The organism is Thalassococcus profundi, assembly GCF_003344785.1.
Taxonomy (GTDB): domain Bacteria; phylum Pseudomonadota; class Alphaproteobacteria; order Rhodobacterales; family Rhodobacteraceae; genus Puniceibacterium; species Puniceibacterium profundi.
Window position 1 is genome coordinate 12117 of the sequence record NZ_QPMK01000019.1, and the last position, 16028, is coordinate 28144.

Sequence of the window (16028 nt, forward strand, 5' to 3'; positions counted from 1 at the left end):
GGTTGGCGGGTTGTGGTGCCGCCTGTGCCGGGGCGCTTTCAGGCGGTCTCGGGCGGTTCCGCCCAGAACCCGGGAACGCCCCCGCAGTAGCTGATGACGTTGTTCGACTCTTCTATGGCCGCCCACATCAACGCCGATGAGAAGCCGATCCGCGCAGCATCGTCGCCGGGTGTCACGCCGGTCCAGAGCGCCTCGAGCAACCGGATACGCACCTCCTCGGGCAACGCCTCGCCCCGGTCCACTTGTTCCAGCGCGCGCAGATCCTCGGGCAGGGCGTCGGCCAGTCCGCGCAACAGGTCTTGCGGCAGCGGATTGACTCCCGCCAACGCGGCCAGCCGGTTCATGGCTGCGGGCAGTACGGCGCCACCCTGAGCGAGCGATGCGCCGGGAAAGGCGGCGGCGGCAGCGGTCAGGGCCAGAAGCGTGCGGCGGTCGGTGCGCGGAGCGGTCATGGCGCGTCCCTTTCTCGGAAAGATGCGTAGTAGGCAGCCAGGGCGTCGATCTCTGCGACATCGAGCGCCGACGCGTAGGCCTGCATGCGTCCCATAGGTCCGGTCTGGCGAGATCCGTCGGCATAGGCGCGCAATTGATCTGCAAGGTAGTATTCGGGCTGGCCGTGCAGGCGTGGCGCCGCGCGGGCCGACATGTCGATCCCGTCCACGGTGCCGAGCATGTGGCAACTTTCACAGGGCGCGACGCCACGATCCCAGGCGCCGTTCTGCACCAATTCCTCGGCGATACCGACGTCCTCTGCCTGCGGCGGGCGCACAAGATCGGGTGCCGGTGCATGGGCGTACATGCGGGCCATCGGCACGTCTCCGTGAACGCCAAGCGCCCGCGCGGTCATCTGCATCTGCGGGTGCTGGCGGACACCTGTTCGATAGGCCTCCAGCTGCTTGCCGATGTAGCGCGCGGGCTGGCCGTTCAGCACCGGATACCGGGGCGCGGCGTCCGACGTGTCGTTCCGGTCGAGTGTATGGCATGCGGAGCAATTCAGCAGGATGTCGAGGGATTGCGGCACGGCGGCGGAAGGGCCGGTCAGCAGCGCCGCAAGTGTCCAAGCGGGCAGGGCGCGGAAAGGCGAGAACATCGGAGCGATTCCTCCTTTCTGGGGAGTGGGCAGGGCAACCGTATCCACGGGAAAACACGACCGATGCGGAAGCGGTTCCGAAAAACTTCGGAACCCAGCCAGCCGCGTGCGGTTGGTTCCAAGACACGAAAAGGAGGTGCGACATGGCAGCAACCGACCTGCCGCTCGAACCCGATGTGCTCGTCGTCGGGGCGGGTATCGCCGGCGGCATGGTCGCCGATGAAGTAGCCGCCGCCGGTCTCAACTGCGTCATTCTGGAAAGCGGACCCGTTCTGGAAAGAGACGCGCTGGTGCGCAATTGGCGCAGTGCGGCCCGGACCGATTTCATGGCGCCCTATCCGCAACCCGAATATGCGCCGGTGCCCGATCCGACCAACTGGGGCGATTACCTGATCCAGACCGGACCTGATCCCTACAACCAGCAGTTCATCCGGGGCGTGGGCGGTACGACGTGGCACTGGGCCGCGGCCAGTTGGCGCTACCTCCCTGTCGATTTCCGTCTGCGCAGCACCTATGGCGTCGGGCGCGACTGGCCGATCGGGTACGAGACGCTCGAACCGTTCTACCAACTGGCCGAAGAGCGCATGGGCGTGTCCGGCGCCCCGGCGGACGGTCTCGCGCCGCGCAGCGCGGACTATCCGATGGGTCCGATGCCGCTGTCTTACATGGAGCGCACCATCGCCGAAACTCTGAACGCGCATGGCTACATGATGCAGACCGAACCGGTCGCCCGGAACAATCGGACATACGATGGACGACCGCCGTGCTGCGGTAACAACAACTGCATGCCGATCTGCCCCATCGGCGCGCAATATTCCGGCAATATTGCCGTCGAGCGCGCGCAGGAAAGCGGCGCACAGGTCATCACTGAAGCCGTGGCGCATTTCATCGAGCGCGGCTCTGACGGGCAGATCGAGGCGGTGCGATACCTGAAACCGGACGGGTCCGAATGGCGGGTGCGCGCGCGAATGTTTGTACTGGCCGCCAATGGAATCGAGACGCCGCGCCTCATGCTGCTGTCGGCTCAGGACGGCGCGCCGGACGGGATCGGCAATCAGTCCGATCAGGTCGGACGCAACCTGATGGATCATCCGGGCACCACTGTCGAATTCGAGATGCCCGAACCCGTCTGGCCCGGGCGCGGTCCGCAGGAAGGCACGTCGATCCTGAAATTCCGCGACGGCGACCACAGGCGCGATTTCGCGGCAAAGAAGCTGCATCTGTGGAACGGTTCTGCCGTCGCGGGCGTGGCGCAGGAAGCGATCGAGGAAGGGCTCACCGGAGACGAGCTCCGCCGCACGGTGCGGGATCGCGCCGCCCGCCGCTGTGCCATCAACAACTTCCACGAACAGCTGCCCGACCCCGCAAACCGCCTGACCCTCAGCGAGGGTCAGACCGATCCGCTGGGTCTGGCGCGGCCCTCCATCCACTACGAGATAGGCGACTACGTCCGCCGCAGCGCCAAGCACACGGCAGAGGTCTATCGCGACATCGTCGACCGCCTTGGCGCGCGCGCGATCTCGGTTGGCGACGGCAGCGACGGCTTTGCGCCCAACAACCACATCATGGGCGCCACGATCATGGGGAACGATCCGACGAACTCGGTGGTCGACGGCACCTGCCGAACTCACGACCACGACAACCTGTATGTCGCATCGTCTTCGGTGTTTTCCTCGGCCGCCTGCGTGAACTCGACGCTCACCATCGCGGCCCTGTCACTCCGGATCGGAGAGCGGATCGTCGAACGTCTGCGCGCGTGATCTGCAAATCCGTGGCCGGGATCAGATGTCCGCTGCGCATGAAAGTCACCGGACCCCGAAGGATCCGGCCATTCTGTCGTTCAGCCGACGCTTTTTATCGGCTCTGACGCCGCATGAAACAGGTGCTCCGGTCACAGTGTCCTCGCCTTGTTTCAGTGCCAGGACGGGCACGCGGTTTTTTTGGGATGCCTCTCGGCGCCCGGCAGGTAGGACGTGATGTCCCTGTTGGTCCCCGCGGCAAAATCCCGTGCCACCGCGCTCCAGTCCACGTGGGCCGCTTGCGACCAGTCGACCTCGATCCATGTCGGCGCCTTGACCTCTGGCCGGATCGCCGCCGCCCGGGCTTGCGCGTAATCCACCACACGCCGACCTTCGGAGAATCCGTCAAGCGACTGATCCCAGCGTTGACCGTTCAGGGTCAGGCCCAGCGTCCGTGCCCTGGGATCGTATTCCGCCGTGAAGAGAGTGCCGAACCCGGCGTCGTACCGGTCTTGCAGGAGCGGCGGTTTCAGGAACTGGCGGTTGAGCTTGCGCGGCTTGACGTTCAGCTTTTTGAGGTGCGTGTGACGTTGATATGTCCGTGTGAACTTCGGCCTGTCCGCGACGGTCCCGCCACCCTGATGATTGGTCGCAATCGCGCGCGGCATCACGGTCACGCCGCCTCCGGGCGAAAGCTCCACGCTTGCGGTTTTGCCCGATGCGTCTGCCAGCACGAGGTTGTAGGCCATGTGCGACGGAACCTTCGCGAGGACCTTCAAGGCCTGCGGAACGGTTTCGCAGGTTTCCAGAAGGTAGCGGACGATGGTCGTGATCCCGAAGCCCTTGCCGGTTTCGGAGCGTCCGCCATAGGCCAGGGCAACGCTCAGGCCCGCGTCATTGATCCCGTCCGACAGGCCCCAGAGGAACTCGACCATACCCATGACCGCGCGTCCGGTCCATTCCGAGCGCAACAGGAAGCCTTCGTTCAGGTCCGGGGACAGGTCATAGTTGCGGACCAGCCGGACATGTTTCTTGCTGGCGGCGGCGGCCAGGGAACAGCCGCCAAGATAGGCGGGCGGACACCATGTCGATAGGAACCGCGCCGCGCGGTCGGATCCGCCGGCAAGGCCCACCAGTCTGCCGTACACCGGAACCAGTTCCGGCATGTAGCGCGCAAGAGCCTTTTCGCTGGCGTCTCTCGACGGCCCGCTGTCCCCGCTGCGGGCGCGGAACCAGGCTTCGTAGGCAGGCCAGGACCGGGCCCAACGCGCGGCCCATTTCGGGCCGGGCGCGGCCTCGTCGATGGCATCGAAAGTCAGTTTCAGCGGTGTCATTTCAGATCGTTCCTTTTGGTGTATCGAGGAAAAAGCGCACCATCTCCGCGCTGGCGTCCGGACCTTTCGTGTCCGCGTATGACCCCTCTGGTTTTCCGCCGGACCAGGCATGCCCCAGGCCGTCAATGCTCCAGTGCTCGACCAGGGCAGAGCCGTCGGGACCGTAGGCGAGGGTGCATGTGTAGGAGCGCCCGGCGGTCGTTCCGGTTGCCGTCGTTTCGATACATTGCGCCGCGTCGCCGCATGCGCGCCGCGCGATGGCGTCCGAGTTGGACCGGTGCACCGTCTTATCCCCCGTGCCGTGGAAAATGATCGTACGTGTCGGTTGGGTCTTGGCCGTAGTCTGCATCTGCTCGACTGCGTTGCCCGCCATCGCCGCATAGGCCGAGCCGACATCCCGGGCCACTCCGGCCGGCAGTCCGGAATGCGCACCGACGGCAGCGAAAACGTCGCCGTAGACGTCGCCCAGGATGACCGCCATCGCCGCACCCGCGGACAATCCTGCCACGAAATTGCGCTCTCTTCCGACGCCATGTGCTGCGCAGACCTTGGCGGCGATGCCGGCCAGGATCGCAGGCTCGCCTTGTCCGCGCTGCTGATCCCGCCGGTTGAACCAGTTCCAGCAGGATTGCGCATTGTCGCCGCGAGACTGCGCCGGGTAGACGATGACAAGACCGTGCTCCTCGGCCAGTGCGTTCATGCCGGTGCCGGCGGCGAAATCCTCGGGTGTCTGGGTGCAGCCGTGCAGCATCATGATGACGCCGTTGACCCGATCCTTGGCCGACGCCGGAACGTAGGTGAGGTAATCTCGGCTGCCCGCGCGACAGCTGAAGGTCGTTCGATCGAAGCGCGCGCCCGGCGTTGACGGTACGGCCCGGGCGGCTCTTCCTGTCATCGGAGAGGCGAAGCGGTCTTTCAATTCATCAAGCCGCACCATGTTCGGCAGCGCGTCACCGATTGCTGCTCCGGCATTCTGATCCAGGCCATGTTGCGCGAGCGTGCGCCTCACCAGTTCATGCGCGGCCGAAGACCATGCGGTATCTGCCGCCGGGCGACTTGCGCCGACGTTGAGTTTTTTCATCTGTTCAGTCCTGTCTATGCCGTGGGCGTGCTAGGTGATGCGGTCGGCCAGTGCTTTTTTGAGTTCGGCGCTGGCCTGCAAGGCCCCCAGCACCGTGATCGACGCGATTGCCTGACGGGCGAGGTCCGGAGGTATGTCGGAGTCGAAACGCGCCAGTCCGACGACCTTGATATGCAGAACTTCGCCCGCATCCCGAACCGCCTCGAGGTCGGCGACCGAATAGTCGCGAAGTCCGAGTTCCATCGTGTGCCGTTCGAGCGACTTGCTGACCACCTCGACGTGGGTGTCGAGCTGGTTGCGGATCGCTGTCCGGATGAAGTCACTCCGGTTCGAATAGAATCCCTCCTGCACCAGCAGGTCGATCCGTCCGAGATCGACAAATCCGAGATTGATCGTGATCTTTTCGTTTTCAGGCTGCCTGTCGCGCAGTTGCCGTACGTTGCTCATGCGATTCTCCATCCATGTGGATGGTATATGGATGTATTTTGCCCGAATGCAAGCCTGCGGTACACCTCGGATGATGTTTCGTAGGAAATTTATTCGCGGCGCTGGTACGGCAAGTGCGGTGCGGTGTCTGCGCCATGCGGCGCGCAAACCGCGTCAAAGCGGCAGGGTCAATGTCATCCAGAACCCATCCCGCGGAAAGCCGGTTTCCAGCGATCCGCCCAGCGGACCCATGACCTGACCCGCGACGAAGGTGAGTCCGAAACCGTTCTCTTCCGGGGCGGCCTCGATGGGCGGGCCGCCGGTTTCGCGCCAGCTCAGTTTCAAAACATCGCCCTGCTTTTCCCACCGGATCGTCACCTTGCCGCCGCGCTTGCAGAGCGCGCCGTATTTCATTGCGTTGGTCGCGAGTTCGTGCAGGACCGTGCCGAGCGCCAGGGTTTCCTGCGGGCCGAGGTTGATTTCCGGCCCATCGCAATCGAACCGGCCTTCTTCGTGAACGGCGGCTTCGGCCGAGATGATGTCTTCGATCGTTACGTGCGACCAGTCCGCCTCTGACATCAGCGCATAGGCCCGTGACAGGCCGTGAAGACGACCGACGAGCACTTCGGTGAACTGATCCGGGTCGGAGTTGGTCCGGTTGGTCTGCTTCACGATCGACATGACCACCGTCAGCATGTTCTTGACGCGGTGGTTCAGCTCCCCGATGAGGTTTTCCTTCTGCTTTTCGGCCTCGATCAGCCGTGTGACGTCGACGATCGTGACAATGGCGCCGTCCGGGTCGTCGTCGCTGCCGTGATAGGGGCCGATACGCAGCAGATGATGGTTTCCTTCGCCCGAGGTCAGGGTCTTCTCCTGGGTCGCGCCGCACTCCATCGCGGAGGCGATCCAGTCTTGCAACTCCGGGAAGTCGAATTTTGTGGACAGCTCGGTGAGCGGGCGGCCCAGATCGCTTTCGCGCAGGTTGAAGAACGATTTCGCGGCAGGTGTGAAACTGCGGATGAACAGCGCCTCGTCCAGAAAGATCGCCGCGACCTCGGAGGCGGCATAGAGGTTCTTGAGATCGATGTTGATCTGATCGAGCTCTGATACGCTTTCGGAAAGCTCGTTGTTGATGGTCGAGAGTTCCTCGTTGAGGGACTGCATTTCCTCCTTCGAGGCTTCGAGTTCCTCGTTGGCCGATTGTGCCTCCTCGTTGGATGCCACCAGTTCCTCGTTGGACGCGCGCAGTTCCTCCAACGCAGTTTCGTATTCCTCGACCATGGTCTGCAGGCGTTCGCGCATGTCGCGCAATTCACGCTCCATGGCGTCATCGGACGCTTCGGTGCCGCCTGCCGGTCCCACGATGGGCGAAGCGTCGAATTTGAGCGTTTCGAACACCACCAGGAAAAGCGAATCTCCCGGGGCATTCTGTTCCATCGGTTCCGCGGTCAGCAGGACCTGCCGTTCCTCGCCCGATCCCGGGTCGGGCATGACGGCGATGCGCTGGACCCGCTCACGGCGTTCCTTTACGTCCCGCAGAACGGTGCGCAGGTCGATGCGCAGATCGCGCCGCGCCACGTCGAAAAGCTGGCGGCTGGGCGCGCCTCGCGGAAACTCGAGGTAGGCGCCGGTGCCGGCCGAGAAATACAGGATCTCGGCCGCTGCCGTGACGGCGACATGCGGCGGCGAGTGCCGTTCGAGAACCTGCTGTTCCACCTGGTGGCGCAGAAGGCGTCGACCGTCGTCCGTGGAACCGGAGATGGTCGACGGGATGGAAAAATCGGCACCCGGCACGTTGAAGGTTCTCGGCGCGGGACGAAACCGCGACTCCGTCTCGCGTGCTTGGAACAGTCGCTGCCTTTGGTCGACGGGCTTGAAGAGATCGCGATGACGGCTGACACTCTCGGATGTGCCCAGAAACAGGTAGCCTCCCGGACGCAACGCGTAATGGAAGGTGGGGATCACCTTTTCCTGCAATTCCTGTCCGAGATAAATGAGCAGGTTGCGGCAAGAGACGAGATCCATGCGCGAAAACGGCGGATGGCTGATGATGCTGTGTGCCGAGAATACACACATGTCCCGCACGCGTTTCGCGATCGTGAATTCCATGGCGTCATTCTCGAAAAAACGCTCGATCCTCTCCTGGCTCAAACCGTGGAGTGCTTGTTTGGGGTAGCGCCCGGCGCGGGCCACCGACAAGGCCTGCTCGTCGATGTCGGTCGCGAATATCTGCACGGCGGGCGGATCCTCGAGCGTGTCGCTGTACTCGGTGAACAGGATGCCCAGCGAAAAGACCTCTTCGCCGGTCGCACAGCCCGGCACCCAGATGCGGATCGTCGCGTCGGCCAAACGTCCTTTGAAGAGACGCGGGATCACCTCGGTGCGCAGCGCCTCGAAAGCGTCGGGATCGCGAAAAAATCCGGTCACGTTGATCAAAAGGTCACGGAACAGGTCCATGCCCTCTTCGGGGTCGGCGCGCAGCCGCTCAAGATAGTCTTCGGGGGTCCGGTCCTTGTGGATCTTCATGCGCCGCATGACCCGGCGCAGAAAGGTCTTCTGCTTGTAACCGGAAAAAGGATGGCCCGTCTGCCGTTTCAGCAACTTCGCGATGTCGTGCTGGATTTGCCGGGCTCTGTCGGATTCTTTTTTGGCGAGGTCGCTGCGCTCGAGGCTCTGCAACTGGTTGTTGCCGTCCTGAATGTGCAGCAGTCGCGCGGGAATGTCTGACGGTTCTTCGGCGAAGTCGATCAGTCCGACCGCGATCGCGCTTTCCGGCATCTTGGGCGCGAAGTCGGGCCCGTTTCCCGACTGGGCAATCGTGATGCCGCCGGTTTCCTTGATCTGCTTGATGCCCAGAGTGCCATCGCTATTTGCCCCCGACAGCAGGATGCCGACCGCATCCTCCCCCTGGTCTTCGGCGAGCGACGCAAAGAATACGTCGATCGGACGACTCTCGCGGTGCGACCTCTCCTCGGGCCTGAGATGCAGGACGCTGTCCTGGATTTCGAGGATTTGCCCGGGCGGGATGACGTGGACCGTATCCGGCCGGATCTTGTCGCCGTCAGAGATCTGTTCGACCCGAAGATCGGTCTTGCTGGCAAGTACCGTAGCGAGATGGCTCGGATGGTCCGACGACAGGTGCATGACCACCACGAAGGACATGCCGTGGCCGGCGGGGACGTTCGCCAAAAGCTCCTGAATTGCGGGGATTCCGCCGGCTGAAGCACCAATGCCGACGACTAATGTTGGCCGCGTATCCATCGTACGAAGCTACGCCTCATCACATTTCGGTTCAACGGCAAAACAAGTTATTAATTTTTGGTAAATTCATCAACGAGGTTTCAAGAGATTGGCTTTCATCGGGATGCGGAATGACCCACAATCAGGCACCTTTTCGGAAAGTGCTCTGTTAGGAAAAGACCGGACATATCTGCGTTAATCGTCACGGGACCACCATCGCAGCAATCCCCAAACATTCACGCAAAGCAGGAACGCGTTTTGTGCCAGCAGGGCGGATTTGTCCTGATTCATGCCCACGATCACCCAGCTGATGCTGGCCAGCGTGAAAAGAATGAACCCCACTGCGACAAGCCGTGCCGGTCGTCCCCAGGCCACGCAAACCGATGCAAGAATGGTCGCGATCGACGCTGTCCAGCGAAAGATTTCCATCAGGTCCATGGCTCGGCTGTCTTTTGGTTTTGGGGACGGGATCGTGCGACCGTACGGGAAATCAATGACGCCGGGCGGGTCCGGTTCCCGGTCGCTGATGCCGCGCGGCCCGGTCCGGTTTCGAATTCATACGGAACAGTCGCGGCGGGGCAGGGTTGATTGAACATCAAAGCACGTTCGACACCGCAAGGAGAACATCATGCCCGATGACGTCAAGATCCCGCCGCAGTCGCAAAACAACATGCCGGCCGACGAACACAAGATGGACCCGGCACCGGACTACATGCCGCGCCATGCGGGCGTCGGCAAGCTGGACGGCCAGGTGGCCCTGATCACCGGCGGCGACAGCGGCATCGGACGCGCCGTATCCGTGCTCTTCGCGCGCGAAGGCGCACGTGTTGCCATCGCCTATCTCGACGAGGACAAGGATGCGGAAGAGACCAGGCGCCTGGTCGAGGACGAGGGCAGCGAAGCGCTGCTGATCAAGGGCGACATCGCGGACAAGTCGCACGCCGAAGACGCCGTGCGGCAAACGGTCGAAAAGCTGGGCAAGCTTGACATCCTGATCAACAACGCCGCGATGCAATGGCTTGATGCGCCGATCGAGGAGCTGGAAGAGGCGAAATTGCGTCGGATGATCGACAGCAACGTGCTGGCCCTTTTCTTTTGCACCCAGGCTGCCTTGCCGCATCTGCCCGAAGGTGGGTCGATCATCACGACCAGCTCGGTCAACGCGTTCAAGGGCAATGGCGGGTTGGTCGCCTATTCGACGACACGGGGCGCGTCCCTGGCGTTTTCGCGTTCGATCGCGAACCAGGTGGTCGACCGCGGCATCCGCGTCAATGCCGTGGCGCCGGGCCCGATCTGGACCCCCTTCATTCCTGGTTCCATACCGGCCGAAGACGTCGAGGATTTCGGAAGTCAAGTACCGTTGGGCCGTCCGGGCCAGCCGTGGGAGGTTGCGACATCCTACCTGTTCCTCGCCTCTTCCGATGGCAGCTATTTCCACGGTCAGACCCTGCATCCCAACGGTGGCGTCGTGGTCAATGCCTGATAGGCCCGGCCGGGGCCGTTGGCCAACGGCCCCGGTCATCTACGAGATCTACCCGCGCTCTTTCCGCGACACGACGGGCTCTGGCGAGGGCGATCTCAACGGCATCACGAGCGGTCTGGACTATATTGCTTCGCTTGGGGTCGACGCAGTCTGGATTGCGCCGTTTTTCCTGACCGGGTTCGAAGACGGCGGATACGACGTCATCGACCACCGTGTTGTCGATCCCCGCTTTGGAACCTTGGCGGATTTCGACCGGCTGGTCGAGCGCGCACACGATCTGGGTCTTCTGGTCATCGTCGACCAGGTGCTGAACCACAGTTCGGACCAGCACGAGCTTTTCCTGCGATCAATCCAAGGTAACGAGAGTTGCGCCGCGGCCTATGTCTGGCGCGACGCAAAACCCGACGGCACGGCGCCCAACAACTGGCTCAGCTTCTTCGGGCCTCCCGCCTGGACCTGGAACCACAAGCGGCAGCAATACTATCTTCACCAGTACCTGCCTTCGCAGCCCAGCTTCAATCTCCGGAATGCGGATGTGCAGGCGAAGCACCGGGACGAAATGCGGTTCTGGCTGAACCGGGGCGTTGACGGCTTTCGGCTGGACGCGGTGTCGGCCTACCTGTTCGACGAGCGGCTTCCGGACAACCCGCCTGCGCGGCCGGAGACGCGACACCGCATGGCGGCGGCGGAAAACAATCCCTACTCGATGCAGAACCACGTCTACGACCTGCTGCCCGGCGACGGCGCGAGCTATGCGCAGCTCTTGCGCGACTGGGCCGGGCAGGACGTCTGGCTTCTCGGAGAGATCAACACCGGAAACAATTCGGTCGAGGTGGCGCGCGACTTTGTTTGCCCCGAGGGGCTTGATGCCGCCTATGTCGTCGACCTGCCAGAGAGCGATGGCAGCGTCGCGACGGTGGTCGACATGATGGATCGCGGCGCCGGGGATGGAGCAATCGCCTGGTGGATGACCTCTCACGATCAGCCGCGGCGGGCGGCGGCGACACCTGGAACGGCGCGGTTTTACCTGCTGCTTCAGGCCATCCTGCCCGGCCCGATGATGGTCTACCAGGGCGAGGAACTGGCGCTGCCGCGCGTGGAGCTGTCCCGCGACGAAGTCGCGGATCCCTTCGACCTCATGTACTGGCCGGACGGCCCTGGACGCGAAGAGGCACGGATTCCGATACCCTGGACCGAAACGCCGCCGCGGTACGGTTTCACCTACGGGACGCCCTGGCTGCCGATGCGTTGGCCCGAGGGTGTGTCGGTCGCGGCGGGCGGCCGTGACGGGGTGCTGTCGTTCTTCCGCGCGGTGATCGGATTTCGCAAGGAACACGGATTCGGCGCGCATCGCGTGAGTTGGAAGGAGCCGAAGCCGGGCCAGCTCGAGCTGTTCCTGACGACCGGGTCTGGCGACTGGCTGGCCCGGTTCAACCAATCGGACCGGCACATGCCCGCGCCCGAAGCTCCGCCAAACCTGTGCAGCCATGCGCTGACCCCGTTGGGACTGCCGCCCGGCGGCGGCGCCATCTGGCGCCGGTAGAGCGAATTCCTACGCGACGTCCGCCAAACTGCCTTGCATCGCGAAAAAGGAGCGGTGGCATAAGCCCTCCGGAACCGATGCCCCGGGCATCCTGTTCTTTCTCCATGCGACGGAAGGTTACGTTCGATCCCGTTCTGCGCAGTTGCGCGGTCATCCTGACCGGACTGACCGTGCTTGGCGCGCTGATGATCGCCGAAGATGTCGCGGCCCCGCTGCTGCTGGCCATCGTGATGGGCATCGTCTTTGCCCCGACCGCAGATCGCGTCGACCGGTTGGGGCTGCCGCGGTGGATCAGCGTCTTCGCTCTGATGCTTGTCTTCTTCGCATTGCTCGGAACGCTCGCCTACCTGCTCGAGCCCTACATCTGGGAGGTCGTGGAAAGCGTGCCCGCGATCAAATGGGAGATCCGGTCGCTTCTGCACGACTACCAGGCCTTTCTCGGAGGCATGGAGCAGGTCTCGGACGGCGCGGCCGCGGAGACCTCGGAGGCAGGCAACGCCGAAACCATCGGGACCGCGGCGCCGCTGCCGTCGATGACCGACGCGCTGTTCCTTGCGCCGCAGATCCTTGTGCAGATGATGATCTTTTTCGGCGGCGTGTTTTTCTTCCTGCTGACCCGCGACGAGGTCTACCGTGCCATCGCACGGAAGATCGGCAACGAGAAGGCAACCGACATCCTGCTTCAGCGCTTCTGCAATGCGGAACTCGTCGTCGCGCGCTATTTCCTCACGATTTCGCTGATCAATGTCGGTCTTGGTACCGCGCTGGCAAGCGGCCTCACCCTGCTTTCCATGCCCGGAGCGGTGGTCTGGGGGCTGTTGGCCTGCCTGATGAACTTCGTGCTCTACCTCGGCCCGCTGGTGGTCGCATCCTCTCTTTTGCTGGCTGGCATCCTTGTTTTCGACGGGGCCTGGAGCTTCATGCCGCCCGTGCTCTTCATCATGCTGAACATGATCGAGGCGCAGTTCGTAACCCCCGCCCTGGTTGGCAAGAACGTGGCGATCAATCCCTTCGTGGTCTTTGCGTCCTTGTGTTTCTGGCTCTGGATGTGGGGCGCGCTGGGCGGGATCGTGGCTATCCCGGTCACGCTTGTGCTGGTCAAGCTCTTCGATGTCCTCGGCGAGCTGCCGATGCCGCCAGATGCGGTAGACCCGGATCATGGACAGGACGAAGACGCGCCAGAACGCTGACGCCCGCCCTGATGTTCCTGTGAAATTCCGCCTATTTTTCAGGAACGGCTCACGGTTGTTCTCGTTTTCTCCCCAGATCATCGCAACGCCGATGAACTGTAAATTCACCAAGCAAGCGAAAGGAAATGTTCATGAAACGGCTCCTTACGACAACAGCAATCGTGGCGATGTCGGCTCTGCCGCTCGCCGCAGAACAGCATTCCGGCGCGAAGACCGAAATGTCCGTGACCGTAGGCGAAAATGAAGTGCGTATATCCAACCTGATGGATGCAACCGTGTACATGCCCGAAGACGGCAGCGCCGCAGCGGTCGACTCCGGTCAGATCGGTGAGGTCCCCGAAAGCTGGACCGAGATCGGCTCGGTTTCCGACGTCTTCGTCGACGGATCGGGCAACGTGTCCACCGTCGTCCTGACGCCGAACGAAAACGCCAACGCCGAGGCCGAAAAGCTCGGTCTGACCACCGAAAGCGTTTCGTTCAAGCCGGGCGAGAACGACGACGAGTTTTACGTCGTCTACACCGGCGACAAGGTCACCCTGTCCGAGAGCGAGGAATTCGACGCGGCAGAGGCCAAGAGCCAAGGCATGACCTCGGCTTCCGACCAGCAGAACGCGCAGAACGCGGATGGCTCTCAGTCCGACATGCAAAACGCCGAGACGCAGCAGGACGGTCTCACGATCCGCGCCTCCGAGCTGAGCGGTCACCCGGTCTACATTCCCGGCGAAGGATCGACCGGCGACGAAATTCCCTCTGAGGTGGCCGAAGCCGACGACACGTGGGAACGTGTCGGTGAAATTGGCGGCGTAATCATTTCTCGTGACGGCGGCATCAAATCGGTGACGCTGGATGCCGGTGGTTTCCTCGGCATGAACGAAAAGACCGTCGAAACCACGATGGACGAGCTGCGCTTTGTCCGTGACAGCGACAGCGACGCTGACAACGAATGGTTCGTTGTCTTCACCGGTGATCGCTCCGCGCTTGAAGAGCGCGAGGAATACGATCAGGCCGCGTCCGAACAGAACGGCGAGCAGTACATGTCCAGCGACGACATGGCGGCCAGCACGGCCGACTCTGCGAACCGCAACGACGGTGAAACGGCTGCGAACCAGAACTCTGGTCAAATGGGCTCCGAAACCGCATCGGATCAGAGCTCCGACCAGATGGAGCAAGGCACCGAAACCGCAGCTGCTACCGATCAAAACCAGTCGGGAACCAGCAATCAGAACGCACAGGCCGACGCCGGAAACGACGGGATGAGCCAAGACGCGTCCGACACGATGCTTACCGCGGAAGAGCTGGACGGCGCACCCGTCTACGGCGCTAACGGTGACGAGATCGGCAACGTGTCCAGCCTCGTGATGGAAAATGGTGGCGACGTGTCCGAAGTGGTCATCGATGTCGGTGGTTTCCTCGGCATAGGCGAAAAGCCCGTGGCCATCAGCTACGACGATCTTCAGATCGACGAAAGCGTGGATACCGCCTATGGCGATGTGCGCGTGAGCGTCAATCAGACGCAATCCGAGCTGGAAGAGATGGAGCGCTGGACCCAGTAACCTGGGCGCTCCGAGTTTCAAAGCTCTGCAAAGGGGTCGCCTTCGGGCGGCCCTTTTCGTTGTGCGGTGCCGGCTGGCACGTGGCGCCGTTTCACGCCATCTGATCTCAGGATTGCCCCGCTGTCTCGCCCTCGCCCGCGTCGGCGCTCTCTTCCGGGCCGGTCGGACCCTCCCGCCTTGGCCTTGCGCGCGAAGACGTGCGGGCGTCCCGAGGCGGTTCGTTTCCGGGTATCGCGCGCAGTTCGCCACGCAGGCGGGGCAGGGCTTCGGGATGGGTTTCCTGCAGCCAGACGATCATCTTTTCCCGGATTTCGCAGCGCAGGTCCCAGGCCTTGGGAGAATTGACGGCGCTGACCAGCACACGGATGGTGATCGTGTCCTTGTCGGTGTCCGTGACTTGCAGGTTGAACACGTCGCCGTCCCAGTTGTCGCTTGCGCGTGCGAACTCCTCTGCCTTGTTCCGCATCTCATCGAGCGGTGCGGTGTAGTCGAGCTGCCAGGTGATGGCGCCGATGATCGCGGCGCTTTCGCGTGTCCAGTTCTGGAAGGGCTGTTCGATGAAATAGGAGAGCGGCACGACCAGCCGGCGCCGATCCCAGATCCGGACGATGACGTAGGTCGCAAAGATTTCCTCGATCCAGCCCCATTCGTTCTCGACGATCACCACGTCATCCAGCCGGATGGGCTGGGTCACGGCGATCTGGATGCCCGCGATCAGGTTTGCAAGCACGGGCCGCGCCGCGAGGCCCAGGACAAGCCCGGCCGCACCGGCGGACGCGAAGAGGCTTACGCCGTATTCCTGGACACTCTCGAAGGTCAGAAGCACCGCGATGGACGTAAAGATGACGATGACGATATTGGTGGTCCGGCGCAGTACCCGCAGCTGGGTCACGTACTTGCGGGCCAGGAAATTGTCCTCGACATCCAGCCGGTAGTGCCGCGCGGACCGGTCGGCGAAGTGGTTGATCAGAACGAGCGCGGTCCAGCCGATCAGGACAATCAACATGATCAGCGCTGCGTGACCCAGCGGATCCTTCAAGGCATTCGGCAGGTTCACACGGGGGACCGTCAGGACCAATGCGAGGAGCGCGAACCCCAGCCGCAAGGGGCGGCGCGACTTGCGCACCAAGGAGGCTTTGAGCCCGAAACGGTTCTCGAGATTGCCGAAGATGATGCGAAAGATCAGCTTGTGCAGGACAAGAGACGCGAGGATCGCCGACCCGACCCAGGCCATCGGCACCGCAAAATCTGGAAGCCAGTCGATTAGCCGATCAAGCGGCGTCAGAAACTGCTGAATATCCATACAAAGCTGCGTGACTATACGATTGAGTCGGAAAAACGCATGTTTG

13 protein-coding genes are annotated in these 16028 nt (G+C 62.8%); 5 read left to right on the forward strand and 8 right to left on the reverse strand.

Annotated elements, in window-relative coordinates:
- Positions 1-38: 38 nt before the first annotated feature.
- Positions 39-452 (reverse strand): sugar dehydrogenase complex small subunit, encoded by a 414-nt coding sequence (locus DU478_RS18885; protein WP_114512520.1) that lies wholly within the window; start codon positions 450-452, stop codon positions 39-41.
- Positions 449-1090, reverse strand: a complete 642-nt coding sequence (locus DU478_RS18890) for a c-type cytochrome (protein WP_114512521.1) — start codon at positions 1088-1090, stop codon at positions 449-451. Before DU478_RS18890 ends, DU478_RS18885 begins: the two co-directional genes overlap by 4 nt.
- Before the next feature lie 143 nt (positions 1091-1233).
- Between DU478_RS18890 and DU478_RS18895 the strand changes: the two genes are divergently transcribed.
- Positions 1234-2850: a GMC family oxidoreductase gene (locus tag DU478_RS18895; protein ID WP_114512522.1), complete on the forward strand. Its 1617-nt coding sequence runs from the start codon at positions 1234-1236 to the stop codon at positions 2848-2850.
- A gap of 152 nt (positions 2851-3002) precedes the next feature.
- On the opposite strand, the gene DU478_RS18900 is transcribed toward DU478_RS18895, so the two are convergent.
- The 5 genes from DU478_RS18900 to DU478_RS18920 form a co-directional block, all read right to left on the reverse strand.
- Positions 3003-4163 carry a C45 family autoproteolytic acyltransferase/hydolase gene (locus DU478_RS18900; protein ID WP_114512523.1) on the reverse strand — a complete coding sequence of 387 codons (1161 nt, stop codon included), beginning with the start codon at positions 4161-4163 and terminating at the stop codon, positions 3003-3005.
- 1 nt (position 4164) lies between these two features.
- Positions 4165-5244 carry an extracellular catalytic domain type 1 short-chain-length polyhydroxyalkanoate depolymerase gene (locus tag DU478_RS18905; protein ID WP_114512524.1) on the reverse strand — a complete coding sequence of 360 codons (1080 nt, stop codon included), beginning with the start codon at positions 5242-5244 and terminating at the stop codon, positions 4165-4167.
- Positions 5245-5274: 30 nt separating this feature from the next.
- Positions 5275-5691 (reverse strand): CopG family transcriptional regulator, encoded by a 417-nt coding sequence (locus tag DU478_RS18910; protein ID WP_114512525.1) that lies wholly within the window; start codon positions 5689-5691, stop codon positions 5275-5277.
- Positions 5692-5844: 153 nt separating this feature from the next.
- Positions 5845-8931, reverse strand: coding sequence for a CheR family methyltransferase (locus DU478_RS18915; protein ID WP_114512526.1), 3087 nt, complete (start codon positions 8929-8931; stop codon positions 5845-5847).
- A gap of 174 nt (positions 8932-9105) precedes the next feature.
- On the reverse strand, positions 9106-9348 hold the full coding sequence (locus DU478_RS18920; protein WP_114512527.1) for a hypothetical protein: 243 nt from the start codon (positions 9346-9348) through the stop codon (positions 9106-9108).
- A gap of 190 nt (positions 9349-9538) precedes the next feature.
- On the opposite strand from DU478_RS18920, the gene DU478_RS18925 reads away from it, so the two are divergent.
- The 4 genes from DU478_RS18925 (at position 9539) to DU478_RS18940 (ending at position 14679) form a co-directional block, all read left to right on the forward strand.
- Positions 9539-10393 carry an SDR family oxidoreductase gene (locus tag DU478_RS18925; protein WP_114512528.1) on the forward strand — a complete coding sequence of 285 codons (855 nt, stop codon included), beginning with the start codon at positions 9539-9541 and terminating at the stop codon, positions 10391-10393.
- Positions 10386-11936, forward strand: coding sequence for an alpha-amylase family glycosyl hydrolase (locus DU478_RS18930; protein WP_158545814.1), 1551 nt, complete (start codon positions 10386-10388; stop codon positions 11934-11936). The genes DU478_RS18925 and DU478_RS18930 overlap by 8 nt, the downstream gene beginning before the upstream one ends.
- A 104-nt stretch (positions 11937-12040) precedes the next feature.
- The gene (locus DU478_RS18935) at positions 12041-13126 is read left to right on the forward strand and encodes an AI-2E family transporter (RefSeq protein ID WP_114512575.1); all 1086 of its coding nucleotides are present in this window, start codon (positions 12041-12043) and stop codon (positions 13124-13126) included.
- Positions 13127-13251: 125 nt separating this feature from the next.
- Positions 13252-14679, forward strand: a complete 1428-nt coding sequence (locus DU478_RS18940; RefSeq protein WP_114512530.1) for a PRC-barrel domain-containing protein — start codon at positions 13252-13254, stop codon at positions 14677-14679.
- Between the two features lie 106 nt (positions 14680-14785).
- Here the strand turns inward: DU478_RS18940 and DU478_RS18945 are convergent, their stop codons facing one another.
- Positions 14786-15982, reverse strand: coding sequence for a mechanosensitive ion channel family protein (locus DU478_RS18945; protein WP_114512531.1), 1197 nt, complete (start codon positions 15980-15982; stop codon positions 14786-14788).
- Between the last annotated feature and the right edge of the window lie 46 nt (positions 15983-16028).